Consider the following 20856-nt stretch of genomic DNA (forward strand, 5'->3'; position numbering starts at 1 on the left):
ATCATGATAAATTTTATTAAAAAATTGGTATTTTCAGTATTGGTATTCACCGCTATCGTACCTACCCTCAAAGGTGCGGATTGGATGCTTACATACGGTATACATGATTTTATCGTCACTCAACAAAACTCCCATAGTTTTGGTGTCGATATGGGTATAGGTATCGCCGGCGAAGCCATAAGCGAGTCAGGAGTTCTCCTAAAGGGTGATTTTACTGTTTTCTTTGTGCATGATAGAGACAAAATAGATCCCGATTATGAACCTATTTGGTACAAAACGAATATTCAAATCAAAAGGGAGCTTTATCCGCTAACCACCAACATCGGGACAGACTGGCTGATCAGCTTTGATGGAAAATTAAATACACTCAGCGGCGTTGAAAAACAGTCCAAACTCTTTGCCGGTATTGGAACAGACTACACCACATCTGCCATGATGTTTGAGCTAAAAATCTTAGCGGGGTATTACTTTTTAGAAATTGATGACGATGTGCCTAGCGTATTCGGTTATGATCCAGATGATTTTCAGCATGAAACAGCTGCCTACACGTTTATAGCGGATAGCGAAGTCAAACTAAATAGAAAAATGAAGGCTTATACTCGAATCCAACAATGGAGAGATACGAATCAATGGCTCGAAAATCAGTATGAGCTGATTTTGAGCTATGATTCAGCCCAATGGCTTAAAGGGAGCGGGCTCAATATAAGCGCCGAACATACCCGCTACAATCTCAATCCCTATCAAAAAGTGGGTTTCCCCCCTATTCTACCGTGGAATAAAGATACCCTCGTCCGTGTGTATATAACGATTCCGTTGAGATAGCTGTCTCTTATTTCAACCCTGCGACATAATCAGCAAGCGCTTTCATATCACCATCGCTCAACGTTGCGGTTTGCCCTTTCATCAACGCGCCCATACCTTTGGTATTGCGGGTTCCGGCTTTGTACCCTTTAAGAGCATCAAACGTTTTGGCTGAACTCCATCCCGCTATCACTTCGGATTTGCCCAAAGCCGCTTTTTCACCTTTAGCCCCGTGACAAGCTGCACATTTTTGAAACAAAGCACCGCCATCCGCAGCGCTCAACATAGCAGTCAAACCTAAGATTGCAATTAACGTTTTCATAATAAATCCTTTTTATTTACTAATCCCATTCGCCCTGAGCCAGTCGAAGGGTGATTTTTTAAACGTTCATGGTTCGACACGCTCACCACGAATCCGATCTTCCGCCATCGAGCAAAAAAAGATTACTCTCCCTCACCATCGATACCACCAAAGCAACCCGACTCATCGATAACCTCCTACCCAACGCCATTAAATACAATAAAAGGAACTATTGCTATCCCCCTGCATCATGATCTATTGTGCGTCGAAGATAACGGCATCGGAATCTCCGTAGAGATGATTGATCGAGTATTCAAGCGCTATATGCGTGCCAATAAAAGTGTCGGAGGATTTAGAATCGGGCTCAACATCGTCGCCATGATCGCCAAAGAATACGAGTTAAAAATCACGATTGAATCGGAAGAAAAAAAAGGGACGAAGATTTGTGTGGAGTGGAGATAAATTTTTCACAATCTATACAATTTTTTTCTTTATCTCCATCTCTCTTTAAAATAGCTGTTTTCACTTAGTTGCGAATATACTTTATCGGCAATCGAAATTGAAAGTTTTTCATTAAAACACAAAATCGGTGTCGGAAGATTAATCTCTCCGCTGAGGCTGAAATTGGTACATCCGCAACTGTTTTGACACCGTGTTTGTATTTCACACGTTTCGCATTCACTATAGGCACATCCGCGAGCACGCAAGATTTCTTGACGTTTTGGGATATTAAAACCGCTGTGAACATTTCCAAGTGATACCACACCCGAATCATCTCCGATTAGCCGTTCGCATGGATAGATATTACCTGAGGGGGCAACGGCAATCTCCATCTCTCCGAAACTGCAAACACGACAATGCTCATCAATGGTTGCTTCGATTTTTCGGTCGATAAAACTCACCGAGATAGGAGTCCCCTTTTCATAGGAGTCAATCACATAGTCTCCGATACACTCATACTGCTCTTGCCAAAGAGTTTCTGCTTCATCCCAAGCAGTGTAAAGATTTGGGCTGAGAGTAAAATATTTCACCCCCTGTTTCTCCACTAATTCTACCACTGATTCATAAAGATGATGGACATTTTGAGGGGTAACCACCATAATAATCGTGAAATGATCGGGAGCAATATATTTTTGGATAACATTGAGTGCTGAGAATGTGTGCTCAAATGAAGAGGCTTGATTAGCAAACATTCGGTGAATGCTGTGCATTTTTTCGTTCCCATCGAGAGAAAGGGCAACATGAAAGCCATGTTGTGATAACCATAATGCTTTTGCCTCATCCAGTAATAATCCGTTAGTCGTGAGAGTTTTAGTGAGATACGTGTTGGTATTTTTGGCTTTTTCTTCAACTTTAACTGCCGATTTTTGAAGTAAATGCCACTCCAACAACGGTTCCCCTCCGAAAAACCCAAGTACCATCTCCTGTGATGGGTACTCAAACGCAAAATTAATAGCACGCATCGCCGTCTCTTCACTCATCCGTTTATCGACTTTTTCTCCCGCATAACAGTAATTACATCGAAGTTGGCAATTGTGAGTAAGGGAGAGAGTGAGGTTCATAAAACTCCACTGGTACGAAATGTCCTTGGTGGTGGTGGAGGTGATATATCAGTTACTTTTATAGTTATTTTATCTTCAAGTAATTTCCCTGTTACTATCATATTATTTTTAAATGCTACCCTATCAATTTTTGATTTGTCAATTTCACTAATATCTAAAATATAACTTTTGTCTTCTTCCTTTTGATAAACTGTTACTCGATTAGTATATAAAGTTTTAACTTCATGCGGACGGAATAATAAAAACGGATTTGTTACCGAGATTTTACTGAGTTGTTCGAGTGGGCATTCCGTGAACTCCCCTTTTTGCAAACACTCCTTGGTCACAAAAAAACCTTGTGTTTCTATAGATGTAACATCTGCCGATAGTGGCAATGTAAAGAAAATACTACTCAAAGAAATTACCAATGTTTTTTGCATTGTTAGCCCCATCTATCAAATTTTTTGATACGCATTCAAAAGTATTGTAGCAAATTTCACTATAAAATTGTGACAAATCTTGAAATAGTCACATTATTATCACAAATAATTAATAATTATGTAAGTTGAAAAAGAATATTGTATTCATAACGATTTCCGATAAAGCGTCTTTGGATCATGATCCGAAGTTCCTGACACCTCGTCAGATGAGACTGATTATTCAACATAATAAAGGATGGATAAGATGAAAAAAGCTCTCACGATTCTTTCACTCTGCGCTCTTAATTTAATGGCGGCAGAACAATCAACACCTCTAAAAGGTTTTTTAGGGATTCAATCATGCGTAGAAAATGGTCTTTTCACTGATTGTGGATTAAATAATTATGCAGAAGGTGGAAAACTTGTTGCTGTTATTGATGGTAAAACTTATAAAATTGATAAACAAAATATCAAACAAGGTCAAATTGATCCATTTATTATGAAGAGTGATATTAATTTTCAGGGGACAATCGTAGCCGACACTCTCAAATTAGACGCGCTATCGTTTCCAGTAGCAGTATCTACTGCTCCAAAGGAAAAACATAAAGGGTGTATGTAATCATCTCCCTCTTTGTATCCGCGTATGTAACCGAATCAATGTCTTTTGCTTCGGTCGCGGATATTGAGCATAACTTTGTTCTATAGTTTCCATAGTCAATTGATCGAGTGCCGGATTGGCTTTATCATTAATCAACGTTATATCCGATACCGTCCCATTGGGATAAAGATACATCTCTACATAGTTACTATCACCGTCTTTAAAAAGATTTGCTTCTTTGTCTGCTAAAAGTGCATTACCAACTCTTCTATCAATTCGGTGGATTTTGACGATATTTTCTACGATATAGGATTGCTCTTCGGGGGTTAAATCGGCAAACATATCCCCATAATGGCGTTTAATCAATCCTGCAACTCTCTCTATCGGCACAATTGGAGCCATTGAGACCTCATTATGAACTTCAGGCTCAGTGTTTATCTCAGGAGATACACTTTTTTTTTCAACTATCGGAATTTTTTTCGATTCATTGGAAGGAGATTTTTGCTTGAGATAGTGTATTGACTCTGGAGGTGACTCCACTGCAATAGGAGAAGATTGAATATAAGGATTTTTGAGAGAAATCAAGATTTTAGGCGGTTCTTTGTAGTGTTTATTTTTTTTATCCCTCTCAAATTGGCTCACTAGAATGATAATAATCAGCAGATGTATTATTAGTGCCGATAAAAAAGCGCGAAAAGAGAGTGATCTGTATTGCATAAAATATTATACGAATTCATCCTCCCTTTCTAGCTTAGCATAGATGATTATTTCAACCCTGCGACATAATCAGCAAGCACTTTCATATCACCATCGCTCAACGTTGCGGTTTGCCCTTTCATCAACGCGCCCATACCTTTGGTATTGCGGGTTCCGGCTTTGTACCCTTTAAGAGCATCAAGCGTTTTGGCTGAACTCCATCCCGCTATCACTTCGGATTTGCCCAAAGCCGCTTTTTCACCTTTAGCCCCGTGACAAGCTGCACATTTTTGAAACAAAGCGCCGCCTTCAGCAGCGCTCAACATAGCTGTGAGTCCAAGAATTGCAATTAACGTTTTCATAATAAATCCTTTTTATTTACTAATCCCGTTCGCCCTGAGCCAGTCGAAGGGTGATTTTTTAAACGTTCATGGTTCGACACGCTCACCACGAACGAAGAGACTATTGACTTATCCGCAACTCGGAACGTTTCCACTATCAGAGCCGTACTCTTTCGCAAAATCACCGATATCTTGGAGTTTATCCTTCATATCGGGATTCGTCAAAACCGGAACCGAAGTCGGAAAACGCTCACTGTACTCTTTGATAAACCCTTTTGCATCATTCGCAAAAAGCTCTTCCCATTCGGCAACCGTGTGCTCAGCCGCAAACTTGGTTCCGTTCATATTGAATTTCGCTTTAAGCGTTTTAAGATACGCTTTTTGACCCGCTTTAGCGTCTGCTGAAGCAACTGAAGCACTAAGTGCCGCGATTAACAAGATTGAGAGTAACTTATTCATCCTAAACTCCTTTTTCAGAGTTTCTCTTTCGAGATTCTCTTTTGATGAGAGCAGTATAAAAAGTTATTGTGAAGCGATTGTGGAGGTAATTAAAGATTTTGAAGACGATCGATTAAAGCAAGAGTTTGTTTCTCTTGTTCATAAAGGGCAAAATTTTTACGGACATAGGCTTGAAGGAGAAGTTTGAGATCATTGTTACCGTGAAACTCAAAATCCTGCTTCATCTGCTCGGTCAAAAAACGGGCAAAATCCTCCTCCACATCAATGTCGTAGCGTTTGGCATTGAGGGTGAGGGTTACTTTGGTCTTCATCCAAGCAAGCTTTCGATTTTAGAGACGATTGCTTCGATTTCAGCATCTTTTGCGGCGAGTTCATCGGCATACATTTTAATCTCTTCATCTTTTGCGGCAAGTGCCGCACTTAGGCGATGGATCTCACCCTCTTTACTTTGTTCATTGCCTCGAATCGAAGCACTTTCAGTCCGAAGCGTTTCAACTTCCGTTTTCAGTGCAGATTGCTTTTCGAGCAAATCGGTAATAAGCGTGGTCAATTTTTCCAATGGGGTGGGATTAAATAGCATGATTAACCTTGGGTGATAGTCTTTAACATAATTTTAACACAGTTTCGCTCAGTATCACTGCGGAGGTCTCAAATTTGAGTAAATCATCGACGAAAAAAATACCCTACACTCATCATGAGATGTTTTCAGATCGGATAATCCGCTATAATTTATCAATGCTAAAAAAATTGCCTTGAGAGGGTGTTTGATGTTACTAACTGATCTTATCGGAACATTACAGTTGTCGATCGGCCCTGTCATCCTTATTTCCGGAATCGGCTTAATTATTTTAAGTCTTACCAACCGTTTCGGACGTATCGTCGATAGAACACGTCAACTCTCGGTTGAGCATCGTAGTTCTTCGAGCACAGATCAAGAGCGTATTTTATTGGAACTTAAAATACTTACCCTCAGAGCAAAAGTGATCAGAAGCAGCAATTTTCTGGCCGTACTAAGCGTTTTATTGGTTTCGTTTATTATCATCGGTCTATTTGGATCTGCTTTGTATCATTTTAATGTGACCTATATCCTCATCATCTTGTTTATTTCCAGTATCATTAGCTTGATAGTTTCACTTTTTTTATTTATCTATGATCTTGATCTCTCTTTGAAAGCCCTTTGGATCGAACTTCCAAAAGCATTAGCCAAATCCGATATTAATTAAAATCTTAACAGCCCATACGTACTTATCCAAAACAGGAAACCGCATTTCCGCTATAATTTCAAATCTTTATCACAGGGTCATTCATTGCCGATTTTTAAAGTCCATACCCCTTATCAAGCTGCCGGTGATCAGCCTGTTGCCATCGAAGCACTCTCTTCCGGTATAAAACGCGGTGAGCGCTATGTATCCCTTGAAGGGGTAACCGGTAGCGGCAAAACCTACACGATGGCCAAAGTGATCGAGAGTGTTCAACTTCCGACGATTATCATGACCCACAATAAGACCTTAGCGGCACAGCTCTACAGTGAGTTTCGCTCGTTTTTTCCCGAAAACCATGTCGAATATTTCATCAGTTACTACGATTATTATCAGCCCGAAGCCTACATCCCAAGACAAGATTTGTTTATTGAAAAAGACAGCTCGATCAATGATGAGCTGGAGCGTCTGCGACTCTCTGCCACCGCCAATCTCCTCAGCTATGATGACGTTATCGTTGTCGCTTCCGTCTCTGCCAACTATGGGTTGGGTGATCCCGAAGAGTATGAGAAGATGGTACAGGTTATCGCTATCGGAGATGAAATCAACCAAAAAAAGCTCCTTCTTCGCCTCGTTGAAATGGGGTATGCCCGTAATGACACCTATTTTGACGGCGGGCACTTTCGGGTCAACGGGGAAGTGGTCGATATCTATCCCCCCTACTGGCAGGATCAGGCGGTGCGTATCGAATTTTTCGGGGACGAAGTGGAACGTATGACGTTTTTTGAACCCCTCAGTAACACGATGACCGAAAAACAAGAGAGTGTGACGATCTATGCCACCAGCCAGTTTGCCGTAGGGCAAGAGAAACTCTCCCGTGCGATCAAGCGGATCGAAGATGAGTTGGGAGAACGCCTTAGTGAATTGGACAAGCAAGGCAAGATTGTCGAAATGCAGCGTCTCAAACAGCGATGCGAATTCGACCTCGAAATGCTTCAGGCGACAGGGATGTGTAAGGGGATCGAAAACTACTCCCGCCATCTCACCGATAAATTGCCCGGAGAAGCCCCCTATACCCTACTAGACTATTTCACTCTGCATCACGATAAATTTCTCATTATCGTCGATGAGAGCCATGTGAGTCTCCCGCAGTTTCGGGGGATGTTTGCGGGAGATCGGAGCCGCAAAGAGGTTCTCGTCGATTACGGTTTCCGCCTTCCCAGTGCACTCGACAACCGCCCCCTGATGATCGATGAGTTTATGCACAAAGCGCCTCACTATATGTTTGTCTCCGCTACCCCTGCCGCGCAAGAGATCGAGATCAGTACCACCATCGCCCACCAGATTATCCGTCCGACCGGATTGCTCGACCCGATCATCACCATCAAGCCGAGTGAAAATCAGGTAGAAGATCTACACGATGAGATCAAAAAAACGGTCGCGCTCGGAGATCGGGTTCTCGTCACCGTACTCACCAAAAAAATGGCCGAAGCCCTCACCAAATACCTCGCCGATTTGGGGATCAAAGTGCAGTATATGCACTCCGAGATCGACGCCATCGAGCGCAATCAGATCATCCGAGGTCTCCGTGTCGGCGATTTTGACGTTCTCATCGGGATCAATCTCCTACGAGAAGGGTTGGATTTACCGGAAGTAAGCCTCGTCGCTATTTTAGATGCCGATAAAGAAGGTTTCCTGCGTTCTGAAACAGCACTGATTCAAACCATCGGACGCGCCGCGCGGAATGAACACGGGCGGGTCATCCTGTACGCCCAAAAGATCACCGGATCGATGGAACGCGCTATCGCGACCACGACCAAACGCCGTGCAATCCAAGAAGCGTACAATACCAAACACGGCATTACGCCGACAACAACCAAGCGCTCCCTTGATGAGAATCTTAAACTCGAAGATGTAGGTGATTTATACAATCGCTCTAAAAAAGCGAAAACCCTCCCTGCGGCAGAACGTAAAAAACTGATCGAAGAGCTGAATCTCAAGATGAGAGAAGCGGCTAAAAAACTGGAATTCGAAGAAGCAGCGCGTTTACGCGATGAAATAGCAAAGATACGGAAACTATAAAAATTAAAAAGGAGAAAGCGCGGTTCACTGCGCGTGGGCTTCCTGCCTAAAGAAGCTCAGCGTTAGCGTAGACACAGGGGTTTTACTCCTGTGGCGTTAAAAATCAAATGGATGATATGTTAAACAACCTCTCGACGTACGGCTACATTGTACTCTTTCTCTATTCCCTTGGCGGGGGGTTTGTCGCCTTATTGGGTGCGGGAGTTCTCAGTTTTATGGGAAAAATGGATCTGTCTCTCTCCATTGCAATCGCTTTTAGTGCAAACTTCATCGGCGATTCACTCATGTTTTACATGTCCCGATATCACAAAAAAGAGATGATGGAATATTTTAGAAAACATCGCCGTAAACTCGCATTTTCCCATCTTCTTCTCAAAAAACACGGCTCATGGATCATTATCATTAAAAAATTCATATATGGGCTCAAGACGCTTGTCCCTATCGCTGTCGGGTTAACCAAATACGATTTTTGGAAATTCAGCGGCTATAACGCACTGGGTGCAGCCATTTGGGCAGTTATTGTCGGTGGGGGAAGCTATCTTTTCGGCGGGGCCTTGATCGAAGGGTATAAAATTGTGGCGGATAAACCGTATTTGGCTCCGGTTATGTTGATCATTGTCGGTGGAAGTGTTTGGTTTTATCTCTCGTTAGCAACAAAAAAACAAAAATAGAAAAGAAGCTGAGTGTGGATGGGGAGGAGGGATTCGAACCCCCGAATGACTGGACCAAAACCAGTTGCCTTACCGCTTGGCGACACCCCAATGTTGAGAGGGGAATTGTAGAAAAATTCCCCTTAAGAAAGTTTTATACGGATTAAAACAATAGTTTTTCTTCGGTTTTCGGCCCTTGTTCTTGCGTAGTATCCGGTGCCATTGACGTGTCAGTATACTCTTCAGTACCGTTTGCGTCATTAACCGGTGCACGGTAAACCCCTGCCGGAAGGTCAAAGTAGCGTTTGGTATTTGGATAAATACGTAACATATCTTCATAATAATAGCGGAAAACCGGACCGGCTGCCCGTCCACCGGTTTCACTGCGGCGCATCGGCGTATTGTTATCATTTCCGAACCAAACAACCGTCTCTACGGTCGGTGAATATCCTACAAACCACGCATCGACGTTATTATTGGTCGTTCCGGTTTTACCGGCAATCTCCATCCCTCCGACACGGGCTGTGGTCCCCGTACCGTGACTGACAACATCTTTTAAAATAGAGGTCATCAGATAGATTTGTTCAGGGGTATTGACTTGACGGCTTTTGTTTTCATATCGGATCGTCTCCCCTTTTGGAGTAATGACCTGACGTATCAACATAGGATTGGTCAAAGCTCCTCCGCTCGAAAACATCGTATAGTATTTCGCCAAATCGATAGGGGAAATAGAGATTGTTCCCAATGCAATCGAGAGATCGGGTGGAAGGTTTTCGGTAATACCGTAACGTCTAAGCCCCTCTACCACTTTTTGAAATCCCATATCACTGACCATATTAATCGTTGCAAGGTTACGAGAATGGGTCAGGGCATTACGGATCGTAACCATCCCTTTATACTCATTTTTATAGTTTTTCGGCTGCCACGTTTTTTCCTCACCGTCATCACCCGCATAGGTATAAGTACGTGCGATGTCGGGAACCATAGAAGAGGGGGACATTCCACTGTCCAATGCTACTTGATAAATAAACGGTTTAAATGCCGAACCCGGTTGGCGCTTTGCCTGCGTTACACGGTTGAAAGGGCTGAGTGAATAATCATACCCCCCAACCATCGCTAAAATCTCTCCGTTACGGGGATCAAGACTGATAAGGGCACCGTTGAGCTGACGCTGCATATTCTCATCCAAATCTCCCGCTTCCTGTGCCCGTTTTAAAATCTCATCACGACCCGATTGAAGGGCTTTGTACCCCGATTCTTGAAGTCTCATATCGATGGTGGTGTAAATCTTGTAGCCGCCGCTGCGGATATCGGGAAACGCATCACCGAGTTGACGCATTACCTCATCGATAATGTAGGGGCCCGAGTTTTTGCTGAGGGTATCGTTATAAACTTTCGGTCGTTCCTGTGTCGCTTTTTCATAGGTGGCTTGATCGATCCATCCCAACTCATACATACGCCCGATAACACGGTTGGCCCGTCCGAGAGAGAGCTCATAGTTTCGGGTCGGAGAATAGAAATTCGGAGCTTTCGGAAGACCGACCAGCATTGCGATCTCTTTTAGACTGAGATCTTTAAGCGGTTTGCGGAAATAGCCATCCGCTGCCGTTTTAATTCCGTAGTATCCGTGCCCTAAATAGATTTCATTGAAATAACGCTCTAAAATTTGTTCTTTGCTCAACTCTTGCTCAATACGGATCGAGTAGAGAACCTCTTTGAATTTACGGGAGAATTTCTTCTCACGGGTCAAAAGGGTATTTTTAACCAACTGCTGCGTGATGGTACTCGCCCCCTCTTTGAGCTTTCCGGCACTCACGTCTTTGATGATCGCACGCATAACTGCATCAGGATTCACCCCGTGATGTTCAAAAAACATCGTATCTTCGATTGCCAAAAGTGCCTCAATAAGACGCGGAGGAATGTTTTCATACGAGACGTAATAGCGGTGTTCATCGCTAAAAAGGTTGGCAATTTTATTTCCGTTACGATCGTACACTTCGGTCGTTAGACGCGGTTGATACTGAATCAGTTTTTGAGTTTCGTATTCAAACGAGTAAATAAGATACCCTAAAAAAACGATCGGAATCATCACAACAAACGCGATTGTAATCATAAAATATTTTTTCATTCTCACCCTTAGCGGTACTTCTTCATAGGAGTTGATCAATTTCTAAATTCCCTGGTTTTAAATTCAGCGTCGATTAACGCTTGGGTATATTTCTCTTTGGGCTCACGCGTAATCTCATCGATTTTCCCTTGTTCGATGACGCGCCCCTCTCTCAAAACGCAAATATCTTCGCACAATGACGATGCCACCCCCATATCATGGGTAACAAACAGCATCTTAAAGCCTATTTTTTCTTGCAATGTTTTCAGCAATTCAACCATAGCCTCTTTTGAAGCAGGGTCCAACGCCGTTGTCGGCTCATCCAGCAATAATAGCTTGGGATTCGAGCCTAAAGCGATTGCAACCACTACCCTCTGAAGCTGTCCTCCTGAGAGTTCGGGAGGAAACCGATCCAATAGCGATTCATCCAAACCCAGCAGAGCAAATAACCCAATACTCTGCTCTTTTGGGAGAAACATTTGATCTTTGATCCGTGTGAGCGGCGATAACGCGGTAAACGGATTTTGGGGAACCAAAGCGATACTCTGGCCCCGCTGCCATTCAAAATCACACTGTTTCTCAATCAAAACGTCCAATGCCGGATCCGAAAGTCCCAAAAGAGCTTTAAGCGTTAACGACTTACCGCTTCCGCTTGCTCCCACTAATGCCAATGAACGCCGAATCTCAAATGCAATATCCACCAGCACGTCACCTGCGTGAGTGATTTTGAGCTGATCGATACGAATCGTATTCATGATGCTATTTTACCCAAATCTGCGTTAATCGCTCACACACCTGAGCCAAATGCGCTTCATCCATTTCAAGGCGTGCGATGAGGCGGAGGATCGCTTTTTTCACCGTTGGCTGCCGAATCGCCCCGACGTGTGTCCCCATCTCATTTTTGAGCTGCGCCTGTAACCGCATCACTTCACGATTATCCCCGATGACAATCGGAACAATCAACCCAGCACATTCAAGTCCCAGTATCGCTTTAACAATCCTTTGACGGGTACTTATTTGATCGCGCAGCTCTTCTGTATGAGTTTGTATAAATTGCAGGGCATGATAGGCGAGCGCCGTATCATAAAGCGAGGGAGCCGTCGCATAAATCACGTTTTTGGCACGGTTAATGAGATAGTCGCTGATATGACGTGAGGAGAGGACATAAGCACCGAAACTTCCGTACGCTTTGCCCAGTGTCCCCATCTTAATCATCAATGGTGTCGGTGCAATTGTATAATAATCGAGTATCCCCATCAGATGTTCCCCGATTACCCCGCTGCTGTGCGCTTCATCCAAAATCAAAATGGCGTCATGTGCTATTGAGAGTTCGATAATCTCTCGGGGCACACAGTCACCCCCCATCGAATAAATCCCCTCAACCGCGACAATAATCCGTTTCCCCCGTGCATGCAAAAGCTCTGATTCAAACGCGGCTACATCGTTATGGGAGAAAAAGATCACCTCACCCTCACACATACGCGCACCCGCAACACCGCTGGCATGATACTCCTCATCCATAAGCAGTACATCCCCTTTGCGGACAAGCGCTTCGATCAATCCGACATTGGCGTTAAATCCGCTCCCCATAACGATCCCCGATTCAAAACCGTTCGCTTCGCATAATGCTGACTCAAATTCCGCATGAATAGGATGATAGCCGTTTACGAGCATCGAAGCTTTGGGCGCATGGTCACTGTGGCGGGATAGAGTTTCACACGCCTTTCTATGGAGTTCTTTCTTATGCGCCAACCCTAGATAATCGTTCGATGCGGCATCGATGAGTGAAGCATCACGAACATGACGTTCACGGTAACGGCCGGAACGTTTCAGAGCATTAAGCTCGCTTTTGTAGGGATTATTCATCGGGTGGCGGGAAGCTGTGCTATGTATTCTCGAATCTCGCGGATACGTTCATCATCGGCCGGATGGGTCGAGAGAAATGCGGGCGGCTTTTGAGAACTTTTCGATAAACGCCCCATATTTTCCCAAAACTTGAGCGCTTGGGCGGGATTATAACCCGCTTTGTACATCAAATACACCCCGATTTGATCGGCTTCATGCTCGAATTTCCGGCTGTAAGGGAGGATAAGTCCCACTTGGGAAGTTACTCCGTACGCTTGAGCGTAGAGGTTTTGGTATTGTGCGGGAACATTTAACGCTGCGGCTAATACCTGTGCACCGATATTGCTCGCACTTTGCATCGACATTCTCTCTGCCCCATGGCGGGCAAGTGCATGGGCTATCTCATGTCCCATCACGGTAGCGATTTGATCGTCGTTTTCGGTAATTTTCAAAATCCCCGTGTAAAAAAAGACTTTCCCTCCCGGCAGACAAAAAGCATTAGGCGTATCATCTTGGATCACGGTAAATTCCCAGGCAAAATCACTCCGTCCGCTTACCGCAGCGATTTTCTCACCGATTCGTTTTACCCGCTCTTGGAGTTTTTTATCGGTACTGATTTTAGAGGTTTCTACGACTTTCTTTGCCTCGGTAGCACCCAAAGCCATCTCTTGATCGGGAGAGATCATCATAAACTGGGTACGGTTGGTCACCGGTGTTTTGATACATCCGACCAACAATAATCCTACAAGTACTGTGGATAGTAATTTCATCGCATCCTCCTATAGAAACGCTCTTAAGACTTCAACCGACAATCCCATTGCCGTACTCTCGAAGCCTCGAACTTCACGAATATAAGGTTTACAGAATCCCTCCACCATACACGCTCCCGCCTTACCTCGCCACTCACCACTGTGCAGATATTCCTCAATTTTTTGGGAGTCAAAAACATCAAAAAAATAGTGGGTCGAAGAGATATCCACTAATTCTAAACGGGGAGTTTTATAGATCATACAGGTAATAATAGCGACATCCGAACCGCTTTGCATCTCTAAGATCGCTCTCGCATCCGCTTCGTCTTTGGCTTTGCGCAAAATCTTGCCGTGTGCCGTTACAACCGTATCGGCGACAAGGAGAGGATAATCATTACAACCGAACTTTTCTAAATTAACGCGGTATTTTCCGAGTGTCGCTTGGTAAACAAAGTTTTTAGGAGAGGAGGCGAGTATAGAGTCTTCATCAAAATCGACTGACTCTTGAAGAAACGGAATACCTGCCGCTCTTAGAAGTTCAGCGCGGGTAATCGAAGAAGAGGCAAGACGAACCATTAAATCCCTTTGTCATCCTGAACTTGATTCAGGATCTAAGATTGCGGATCAAGTCCGCAATGACGTTAATACGCATTTCTTAATACAACACCGATAAAGATAGCGGTAATACCCAACACGATATTCACCGGAACCATATATTGTGCGATAAGAGCGAGCATCTCTTTGGCTTTTTCGAGATTTCCCTCTTTGAGTGCTGTTTCTGCTTTAGCTCGACGCCACATCATAGCACCCAAATTCAACGCCATAATAAGCCAAATCGCCTCTTTGATATGAATCGTATTATACAAACTCATCGCGTATTCATCGATAACATTTCCCATTGGGTCCATCGCTGCGGCACGGAATCCGAGTCCTACCGCCATTAGCACTGCAGTTACGATTAAAACAATCACGAACGGCGTCACAATCGCAAAAAGACGTTTCAACGTATGGGCTGCACGTTCTAGTCGTAGTTTCGGATCACTAATGAGTGAGAGTGATTGATGGGTTGCAAAACGGATAGCGATCATTCCCCCTACCCAGATTACCGCACTGATAACATGCAAAAAAACGATGAGGGTACGGTGATGCGCAAATGTTTCGACTAAAAACTCTTTCATTATGAAAGTTCCTTCGTTACATACGCCAATGCCGCCTCTTTGGCCTCCGTGAGTTTAGAAGCGTCTTTTCCACCCGCTTGAGCGAAATCAGGACGTCCGCCGCCACCGCCGCCGAGGATCGGTGCGATGGTTTTGATCCAATCACCTGCTTTAACAGTCGTGTTTTTGGCACCTGCTGCGAGAAGCACTTTATCGTCTTTGATTTGGAAAAGGATCACCGCAACCGATTCATGCGCATTTTTAAGCTCATCAATCCGCTCTTTGATATCGCCTGCCGTGAGTTCGGCAACAACAACTGCGGTATTGCCCATCATACTCACGGAGAGTTCTTCTTTAGTGCTTGACGCCAATACCGACATCTCAGACTTGAGCGTTTTAACCTGCTCTTTAAGACGCTCAATCCCTGCTAATACATCGCGGTTTTTAACCGATGCTTCTACTTCTTCGAGTAAATGTCGATTCGCTTTAAAGAGGTTGTAAGCGGCATTTCCGCACACTGCTTCGATACGACGAACACCTGCACTGACACCGCTCTCTTTTACGATGACAAACGTCCCGATGGTTGCCGTGTTATCGACGTGGATACCGCCGCAGAACTCGACCGATGCCGTTCCGAAATTGACGACGCGTACCGTATCGCCGTATTTTTCACCAAACTGCGCTTTCGCCCCGCTTTTTTTCGCTTCATCGATGCTCATTTCACGCGTCATCCCTTCCAATGCATGGAAGATATGATAGTTCACCCGCTCTTCGACGAAAGCGATCTCCTCGTGTGACATCGCTTTAGGGTGTGAGAAGTCAAAACGGAGACGATTGTGTTCAACCAGTGAACCCGCTTGGGAGATATGTTCCCCCAACTGCTCATATAATGCCGCGTGCAACAAGTGGGTTGCCGAGTGGTGTTTTGCGATCTCGTTACGTGATGGATCGACAATCGCTTCGACGCTCTCACCGACACTCAATGTTGCTTTAGTCTCAATATGTGAGAGGTTCAACCCGTGGAATTTTTTCGTTTCGGTTACAACCGCTTTCTCTCCGAGAGTTCCAATATCGCCGCTTTGTCCGCCGCTTTCCGCATAAAACGGAGTCTCTTCCAAAAGAACCCATCCGCTCTGGTGAGCGTGCAACTGATCAACGCGCTCAAAATTCTCACCCAAAAGGGCTTGGATTTTGACCGGGGCTTTCGTATACGCGTATCCGATAAAGGAGTTGACACCGAACGTCTCAAGAAGGGTTTTAAAATCCCCCTCGACGTGTGCGTCACCTGAGCCTTTCCATGCCGCTTTTGCCCGTTTGCGCTGTTCTAACATCAGTGTTTCAAACGTCTCAACATCGAGGGCGAGATGTTTCTCTTTCAACATATCCTCAGTCAAATCGAGAGGGAATCCGAATGTATCGTAGAGTTTAAACGCCACTTCACCGCTAAAGGTCTCTTTGGTATTTTTCAACTCTTCATTAAAGAGTTCGATCCCCGACTGAATCGTTTTGAAAAAGCGCTCCTCTTCGAGCATGATTTGCTCTTTTAGAACACTTAGTTTTTCGACGATATACGGATATTGTTTCCCCATCAGTTCGGCGACGGTGTCGGCAACCTCAAACATAAACGGTTTGGTAAATCCGAGCAAGTAACCGTGACGAACCGCACGACGCAAGATTCGGCGAAGAACGTATCCCCGCCCTTCATTCGAAAAGTTTGTCCCCTGCGCGAGGAGGAAAGTAGCCGTACGGATATGATCGGCGATAACACGGTACGACGCACCGCTTGCATAGGTATAGGGTTTACCGATAAGGGCTTCAACTTTACGGATAATCGGCATAAAGAGGGTTGAATCGTAGTTGCTCAATGCCCCCTCTAACACTGCGGTCGCACGCTCTAGCCCCATCCCCGTATCGATAGAGGGTTTCGGAAGAGGTTTCAACTCACCCTTGGCATTACGCTCATATTGCATGAAAACGAGGTTCCAGATCTCCAAGAAACGATCCCCGTCTCCCCCCATATAGTCTTCCGGCCCGTTAAAATGTTCCGCACCCTGATCAACAAAAATCTCCGAACATGGTCCGCACGGTCCGGTATCACCCATCTGCCAGAAGTTGTCTTTATCTCCCAAGCGCATAATGCGGTCGGCGGAAATGTGTTTTTTCCAAATTGCTTCGGCTTCATCATCGCTCTCATGGACGGTTACCCAGAGTTTATCGACGGGGAGTTTCATCACTTTCGTGACAAATTCCCACGCATGGGCAATCGCTTCTTCTTTGAAATAATCCCCGAAACTGAAGTTTCCGAGCATCTCGAAAAACGTGTGGTGACGCGCCGTATGACCGACATTTTCTAAGTCATTATGCTTGCCCCCGGCACGGATACAGGTTTGGGCGCTGGTCGCACGCGGATTGGCAGGGATAGGGATATCGCCCGTAAAAATAGACTTAAACGGAACCATACCGGCATTCGTAAAAAGGAGGGTTGCATCATCGGGTACGAGGGGAGAACTCGGAACCCGTGCGTGTTGTTTTGATTCAAAAAAGGCCAAAAAGGCTTCGCGGACATCCATCATGGTTTACTCACAGTATTGGTAAAAATTGCGCGATTATAGCGAAAGATGGCTTTCTTTTCTTTTTCACAAGAAAAGAAACAAAAGAAAATCGCCCTCACACCAAAGCGCTGGCGGTACGCTTGTGCACTACTGCACGCGACCTTGCTTTTGGTGTGGTGTGAGGGCATAATTTATTTAACTCACTAATTTTCGCAAAGCGAAAACAAATAACAATCCCCGCGATTCAATACCTAGAGCCGCTCTGGAGGCAGTAGTGCCGAGAGGAACGAGCGTTCTTGAATCGCGGTATGCTCTTTTGGTACTTTTCTGACTAAACAGAAAAGTAGATAACTTTTTTCTAAAAAAGTTGACATAAAAGTATAGAAATGATACTATTTTTATATCTAAATACAAAAGAAGTGAGAACCTCATCGTGATTTTCGAGTTTGATCCTGACAAAAGTAGTTCCAATCTACACAAACACGGCATCGACTTTGAAAGAGCACAGTTATTATGGGGTGATCCTAATGCACTTGAAATAAAAGCCAAAAGCGATAGTGAAAGCCGTTATGCACTTATTGGCAAGATCGAAGACAAAATTTGGATCGCGTTTTATACCTATCGCAGTGATAATGTTCGATTGATTTCGGTACGTCGAACGAGAGAAAATGAAAAAAGGATTTATGATGAAAGCTGAAGAATTAGACGAATTATTTGACTCAGGTGAAGATATAAGTGAGCATCTCGATCTCACTACTGCCAAACGAATCGGTACACAACCAAAAAAAGTGAATGTTGATTTTCCCGAATGGATCGTCAATGCACTCGACATCGAAGCCAAAAAGATCGGGGTGACACGTCAATCGATTATAAAGGTTTGGATTGCGGAACGGTTAAAAGAGGAACAGACGCACAAGGCGAGTTAAAACGCTTTCCGTTCGTGGTGAGCCTGTCGAACCATGAACAACCCTTCGACATACCCTATAGGGCACGTGAGCTCAGGGCGAACGGGCGAAAGATTATTCGTCATTCCCAACTCAATTGGGAATCCAGCTCTCATTTTACATATCAATTCAAAAAAAGAAAAGTGAAGATAGAATACATAATTCTTATTTAATAAAATTAACTAATTATCTGAGTTATAATTCTTTTATATTAGATTCAATTGAGGTAACGGATGACTATTAAAGCTTTTAATCGAATTGCAATACTGTTGTTAATCATACTCTTGCTTTCAAATTTAATTTACAAAGCTATCATATCTCCATATAATTTTTTTGATTCTCTAGACATAAATTTAAAAGTTTTAATTAGTTTTGTATTAATGTATTTTCTCGGTGATTTTTTACTATCAAAAAAAATAATAAATAATAATGTGCCAAACAATACCATATTTACTTTGGGAATGATAATCTTCCTTTTTAGTATATATACAGTTTCAGATATAGGATTTTACAGTGATACTCTCTTTATGTTCAGAAACTTTAGTGTTAGCACTATATTATCTGCTACTAATTACAATCTAATTGCAATACTTCTAGCATGGGTCGCAATAATGATTGCAAATTTAATGCTAAAACATAGCCTTACATCTTCAAAAAAAGATTCTCATCAACCTCTACATGTAGACAAAATCATTACTTATTTGGTTTTATTGTTTGGATTTCTTTTTATTTGGAACTCATGCTTTATGGAATGCATAGGTGTTTGGAAGCTCGCTAATTCAAATTTAGATGTAATGAATAAGTCAGCATGGTTCTCAAGTGCAAAGTTTCTAATAATACAACTCTTATCACTTTTAATCTATTGGAGAATCATATTGTCATTGCAAACCAAATATCCCTATCATTTTACAAATAACTATATTCTTTTAATAACTGCAATATTTATATTGGTAGGTGCATATAGCTTTAATGCTTTTATGTATCAATTAACTTTTATTACATTATTATCCGAAAGATACGAAGTTTGGAGCCTAATTCACATATTGTTTATGCCGATTTTAATTGGATTTTACTTCTTTTCTTTGTATATTACACGCAAAAAGAATACTTAAAAAAATCGCTTTATTTTAGGGTATTCATGGTTCGACAAGCTCACCACGAACGGGGATGGATCCCCGACCTGATCGGGGATGACGAAGAAAAAAATAAATAGATTCCGTGTCAAGCACGGAATGACAGGAAGAGTTACGAAAACGCCCGATTAAGGGCACTAAACATCGCTTTAATCGACGCAACGGTGATATCGTTATCACACCCTACCCCGAAAAATTTCTCCAAACTCTCCGTCTGAATTTCGATATAGGCTACCGCCTCGGCACTGGAAAGCTCTCCGCGTGAATGTTCCGAGTACGAGAGAATTTTAAAATTGTGCGAATACTCTACCATCAACGCATTTTTACACGCATCGATCGGTCCGTTCCCCTGTCCTTCGCTTCGGATCGTTTTGCCATTATGCGTGTACTCCAACACGCATTTAGCCGAGTGCTCTTTGGCACTCTCCGAGAGAACTGAATAATCGACAAACTCGATGTCATGCGGTTCCCCGAAATAGGTCTTCTCAAAAATCTCTAAAATCTCTTCGCTTGAGAGTTCGCGTCCCGCTTCGTCCGTTACTTTTTGGACAATGGTTCCGATTTCAGGGTGCATTTTTTTCGGCAGCGAATAGCCGAATTTATCTTCGAGTACGTAGGCAACTCCCCCTTTGCCCGATTGGGAATTGATACGAATAATCCCCTCGTAGTTGCGCCCAACATCCTGAGGATCGATTGGAAGATACGGTACTTCCCAGAATGCATCGTCTTTGGCACGCTGATACGCCAACCCTTTATTGATCGCGTCTTGGTGAGAACCTGAAAACGCCGTATATACGAGTTCACCGACATAGGGGTGACGCTCATGGGTTTTCATATCGGTGCACTCTTCGACGACTCGAACCACCGTCTCTAAATCGCTGAAATCAAGCTCCGGATCAACCCCTTGGGTGTACATGTTGAGCGCGAGGGTGATGATATCGACGTTTCCGGTGCGCTCGCCGTTAGAGAGCAACGTCCCCTCGACACGATCTGCCCCCGCGAGCAACGCCAACTCCGTCGCCGCAACCGAGGTTCCACGGTCATTGTGGGTGTGGGTCGAGATCAGCACATGCTCACGGTTGCTCAAATGTCGGCTCATCCACTCGATCTGATCGGCATAAACGTTCGGTGTCGCCATCTCGACCGTCGCCGGAAGGTTAATCACCACTTTACGCTCTGCACTAATCCCCCAGCGTTCGGTCACGGCGTTACAGATACGGGCGGCAAATTCCAACTCCGTCCCCGTAAAACTCTCAGGGGAGTATTCGAGCATGATTTCGCC

At 43.9% G+C, this 20856-nt stretch carries 24 protein-coding genes and 1 tRNA gene; 8 read left to right on the plus strand and 17 right to left on the minus strand.

What is annotated here, in order from left to right; all coding sequences use genetic code 11:
* Positions 1–3: 3 nt before the first annotated feature.
* On the plus strand, positions 4–822 hold the full coding sequence (locus tag A3G19_RS05185) for a hypothetical protein (protein WP_291750901.1): 819 nt from the start codon (positions 4–6) through the stop codon (positions 820–822).
* Positions 823–829: 7 nt separating this feature from the next.
* Here A3G19_RS05185 and A3G19_RS05190 read toward each other — a convergent pair whose 3' ends face one another.
* Positions 830–1123 (minus strand): c-type cytochrome, encoded by a 294-nt coding sequence (locus A3G19_RS05190; RefSeq protein ID WP_294870961.1) that lies wholly within the window; start codon positions 1121–1123, stop codon positions 830–832.
* 216 nt (positions 1124–1339) lie between these two features.
* Between A3G19_RS05190 and A3G19_RS05195 the strand changes: the two genes are divergently transcribed.
* Complete coding sequence (locus A3G19_RS05195) at positions 1340–1564, plus strand: ATP-binding protein (RefSeq protein ID WP_363921749.1); 225 nt, start codon at positions 1340–1342, stop codon at positions 1562–1564.
* 29 nt (positions 1565–1593) lie between these two features.
* Here the strand turns inward: A3G19_RS05195 and A3G19_RS05200 are convergent, their stop codons facing one another.
* Together A3G19_RS05200 and A3G19_RS05205 are read right to left on the minus strand one after the other, a co-directional pair.
* Entirely contained in the window at positions 1594–2664 is a 1071-nt protein-coding gene (locus tag A3G19_RS05200; protein ID WP_294870963.1) for a radical SAM protein, read from the minus strand.
* Positions 2661–3083 (minus strand): hypothetical protein, encoded by a 423-nt coding sequence (locus tag A3G19_RS05205; protein ID WP_294870966.1) that lies wholly within the window; start codon positions 3081–3083, stop codon positions 2661–2663. The genes A3G19_RS05200 and A3G19_RS05205 overlap by 4 nt, the downstream gene beginning before the upstream one ends.
* 244 nt (positions 3084–3327) lie before the next feature.
* Between A3G19_RS05205 and A3G19_RS05210 the strand changes: the two genes are divergently transcribed.
* Positions 3328–3681, plus strand: coding sequence for a hypothetical protein (locus A3G19_RS05210; RefSeq protein ID WP_294870969.1), 354 nt, complete (start codon positions 3328–3330; stop codon positions 3679–3681).
* On the opposite strand, the gene A3G19_RS05215 is transcribed toward A3G19_RS05210, so the two are convergent.
* From A3G19_RS05215 to A3G19_RS05235, 5 genes are all read right to left on the minus strand, one after another.
* Positions 3682–4377 carry a hypothetical protein gene (locus A3G19_RS05215; RefSeq protein ID WP_294870972.1) on the minus strand — a complete coding sequence of 232 codons (696 nt, stop codon included), beginning with the start codon at positions 4375–4377 and terminating at the stop codon, positions 3682–3684. It abuts the gene before it with no gap.
* A 47-nt stretch (positions 4378–4424) separates the two neighbouring features.
* On the minus strand, positions 4425–4718 hold the full coding sequence (locus tag A3G19_RS05220; RefSeq protein WP_294870974.1) for a c-type cytochrome: 294 nt from the start codon (positions 4716–4718) through the stop codon (positions 4425–4427).
* Positions 4719–4826: 108 nt separating this feature from the next.
* Entirely contained in the window at positions 4827–5156 is a 330-nt protein-coding gene (locus A3G19_RS05225; RefSeq protein ID WP_015654519.1) for a hypothetical protein, read from the minus strand.
* A gap of 89 nt (positions 5157–5245) precedes the next feature.
* A complete protein-coding gene (locus A3G19_RS05230; protein WP_015654520.1) occupies positions 5246–5467 on the minus strand; it encodes a hypothetical protein in 222 nt (73 codons plus the stop codon).
* Entirely contained in the window at positions 5464–5736 is a 273-nt protein-coding gene (locus A3G19_RS05235) for a hypothetical protein (RefSeq protein WP_015654521.1), read from the minus strand. The genes A3G19_RS05230 and A3G19_RS05235 overlap by 4 nt, the downstream gene beginning before the upstream one ends.
* A gap of 187 nt (positions 5737–5923) precedes the next feature.
* On the opposite strand from A3G19_RS05235, the gene A3G19_RS05240 reads away from it, so the two are divergent.
* From A3G19_RS05240 to A3G19_RS05250, 3 genes are all read left to right on the plus strand, one after another.
* The gene (locus A3G19_RS05240) at positions 5924–6379 is read left to right on the plus strand and encodes a DUF2721 domain-containing protein (protein ID WP_015654522.1); all 456 of its coding nucleotides are present in this window, start codon (positions 5924–5926) and stop codon (positions 6377–6379) included.
* Between the two features lie 84 nt (positions 6380–6463).
* Positions 6464–8437, plus strand: a complete 1974-nt coding sequence (gene uvrB / locus A3G19_RS05245; protein ID WP_015654523.1) for an excinuclease ABC subunit UvrB — start codon at positions 6464–6466, stop codon at positions 8435–8437.
* A 107-nt stretch (positions 8438–8544) separates the two neighbouring features.
* Positions 8545–9108 (plus strand): DedA family protein, encoded by a 564-nt coding sequence (locus A3G19_RS05250; protein WP_015654524.1) that lies wholly within the window; start codon positions 8545–8547, stop codon positions 9106–9108.
* Positions 9109–9123: 15 nt separating this feature from the next.
* Here A3G19_RS05250 and A3G19_RS05255 read toward each other — a convergent pair.
* The 8 genes from A3G19_RS05255 to alaS form a co-directional block, all read right to left on the minus strand.
* Positions 9124–9198: transfer RNA gene (locus tag A3G19_RS05255), tRNA-Gln, on the minus strand.
* Positions 9199–9250: 52 nt separating this feature from the next.
* Positions 9251–11215 carry a PBP1A family penicillin-binding protein gene (locus A3G19_RS05260; protein WP_015654525.1) on the minus strand — a complete coding sequence of 655 codons (1965 nt, stop codon included), beginning with the start codon at positions 11213–11215 and terminating at the stop codon, positions 9251–9253.
* Between the two features lie 35 nt (positions 11216–11250).
* Entirely contained in the window at positions 11251–11949 is a 699-nt protein-coding gene (locus A3G19_RS05265; RefSeq protein ID WP_015654526.1) for an ATP-binding cassette domain-containing protein, read from the minus strand.
* A gap of 4 nt (positions 11950–11953) precedes the next feature.
* The gene (locus A3G19_RS05270; protein ID WP_015654527.1) at positions 11954–13060 is read right to left on the minus strand and encodes a pyridoxal phosphate-dependent aminotransferase family protein; all 1107 of its coding nucleotides are present in this window, start codon (positions 13058–13060) and stop codon (positions 11954–11956) included.
* On the minus strand, positions 13057–13809 hold the full coding sequence (locus A3G19_RS05275) for a M48 family metallopeptidase (protein WP_015654528.1): 753 nt from the start codon (positions 13807–13809) through the stop codon (positions 13057–13059). Before A3G19_RS05275 ends, A3G19_RS05270 begins: the two co-directional genes overlap by 4 nt.
* A gap of 9 nt (positions 13810–13818) precedes the next feature.
* Entirely contained in the window at positions 13819–14364 is a 546-nt protein-coding gene (maf, locus tag A3G19_RS05280; protein ID WP_015654529.1) for a septum formation inhibitor Maf, read from the minus strand.
* 65 nt (positions 14365–14429) lie between these two features.
* Positions 14430–14966, minus strand: coding sequence for a hypothetical protein (locus A3G19_RS05285; protein ID WP_294870978.1), 537 nt, complete (start codon positions 14964–14966; stop codon positions 14430–14432).
* Positions 14966–17515, minus strand: coding sequence for an alanine--tRNA ligase (alaS, locus tag A3G19_RS05290; protein WP_294870995.1), 2550 nt, complete (start codon positions 17513–17515; stop codon positions 14966–14968). The genes A3G19_RS05285 and alaS overlap by 1 nt, the downstream gene beginning before the upstream one ends.
* A gap of 415 nt (positions 17516–17930) precedes the next feature.
* Here alaS and A3G19_RS05295 point away from each other — a divergent pair, with 415 nt between their 5' ends.
* Together A3G19_RS05295 and A3G19_RS05300 are read left to right on the plus strand one after the other, a co-directional pair.
* Positions 17931–18194 (plus strand): BrnT family toxin, encoded by a 264-nt coding sequence (locus A3G19_RS05295; protein WP_294870981.1) that lies wholly within the window; start codon positions 17931–17933, stop codon positions 18192–18194.
* Positions 18184–18423 (plus strand): CopG family transcriptional regulator, encoded by a 240-nt coding sequence (locus A3G19_RS05300; RefSeq protein WP_294870983.1) that lies wholly within the window; start codon positions 18184–18186, stop codon positions 18421–18423. The genes A3G19_RS05295 and A3G19_RS05300 overlap by 11 nt, the downstream gene beginning before the upstream one ends.
* Before the next feature lie 1263 nt (positions 18424–19686).
* On the opposite strand, the gene A3G19_RS05305 is transcribed toward A3G19_RS05300, so the two are convergent.
* On the minus strand, positions 19687–20856 hold a 1170-nt coding region (locus A3G19_RS05305; protein WP_294870986.1), incomplete at its 5' end, for a 2-isopropylmalate synthase.

This window comes from Sulfuricurvum sp. RIFCSPLOWO2_12_FULL_43_24, assembly GCF_001829605.1.
Classification (GTDB): domain Bacteria; phylum Campylobacterota; class Campylobacteria; order Campylobacterales; family Sulfurimonadaceae; genus Sulfuricurvum.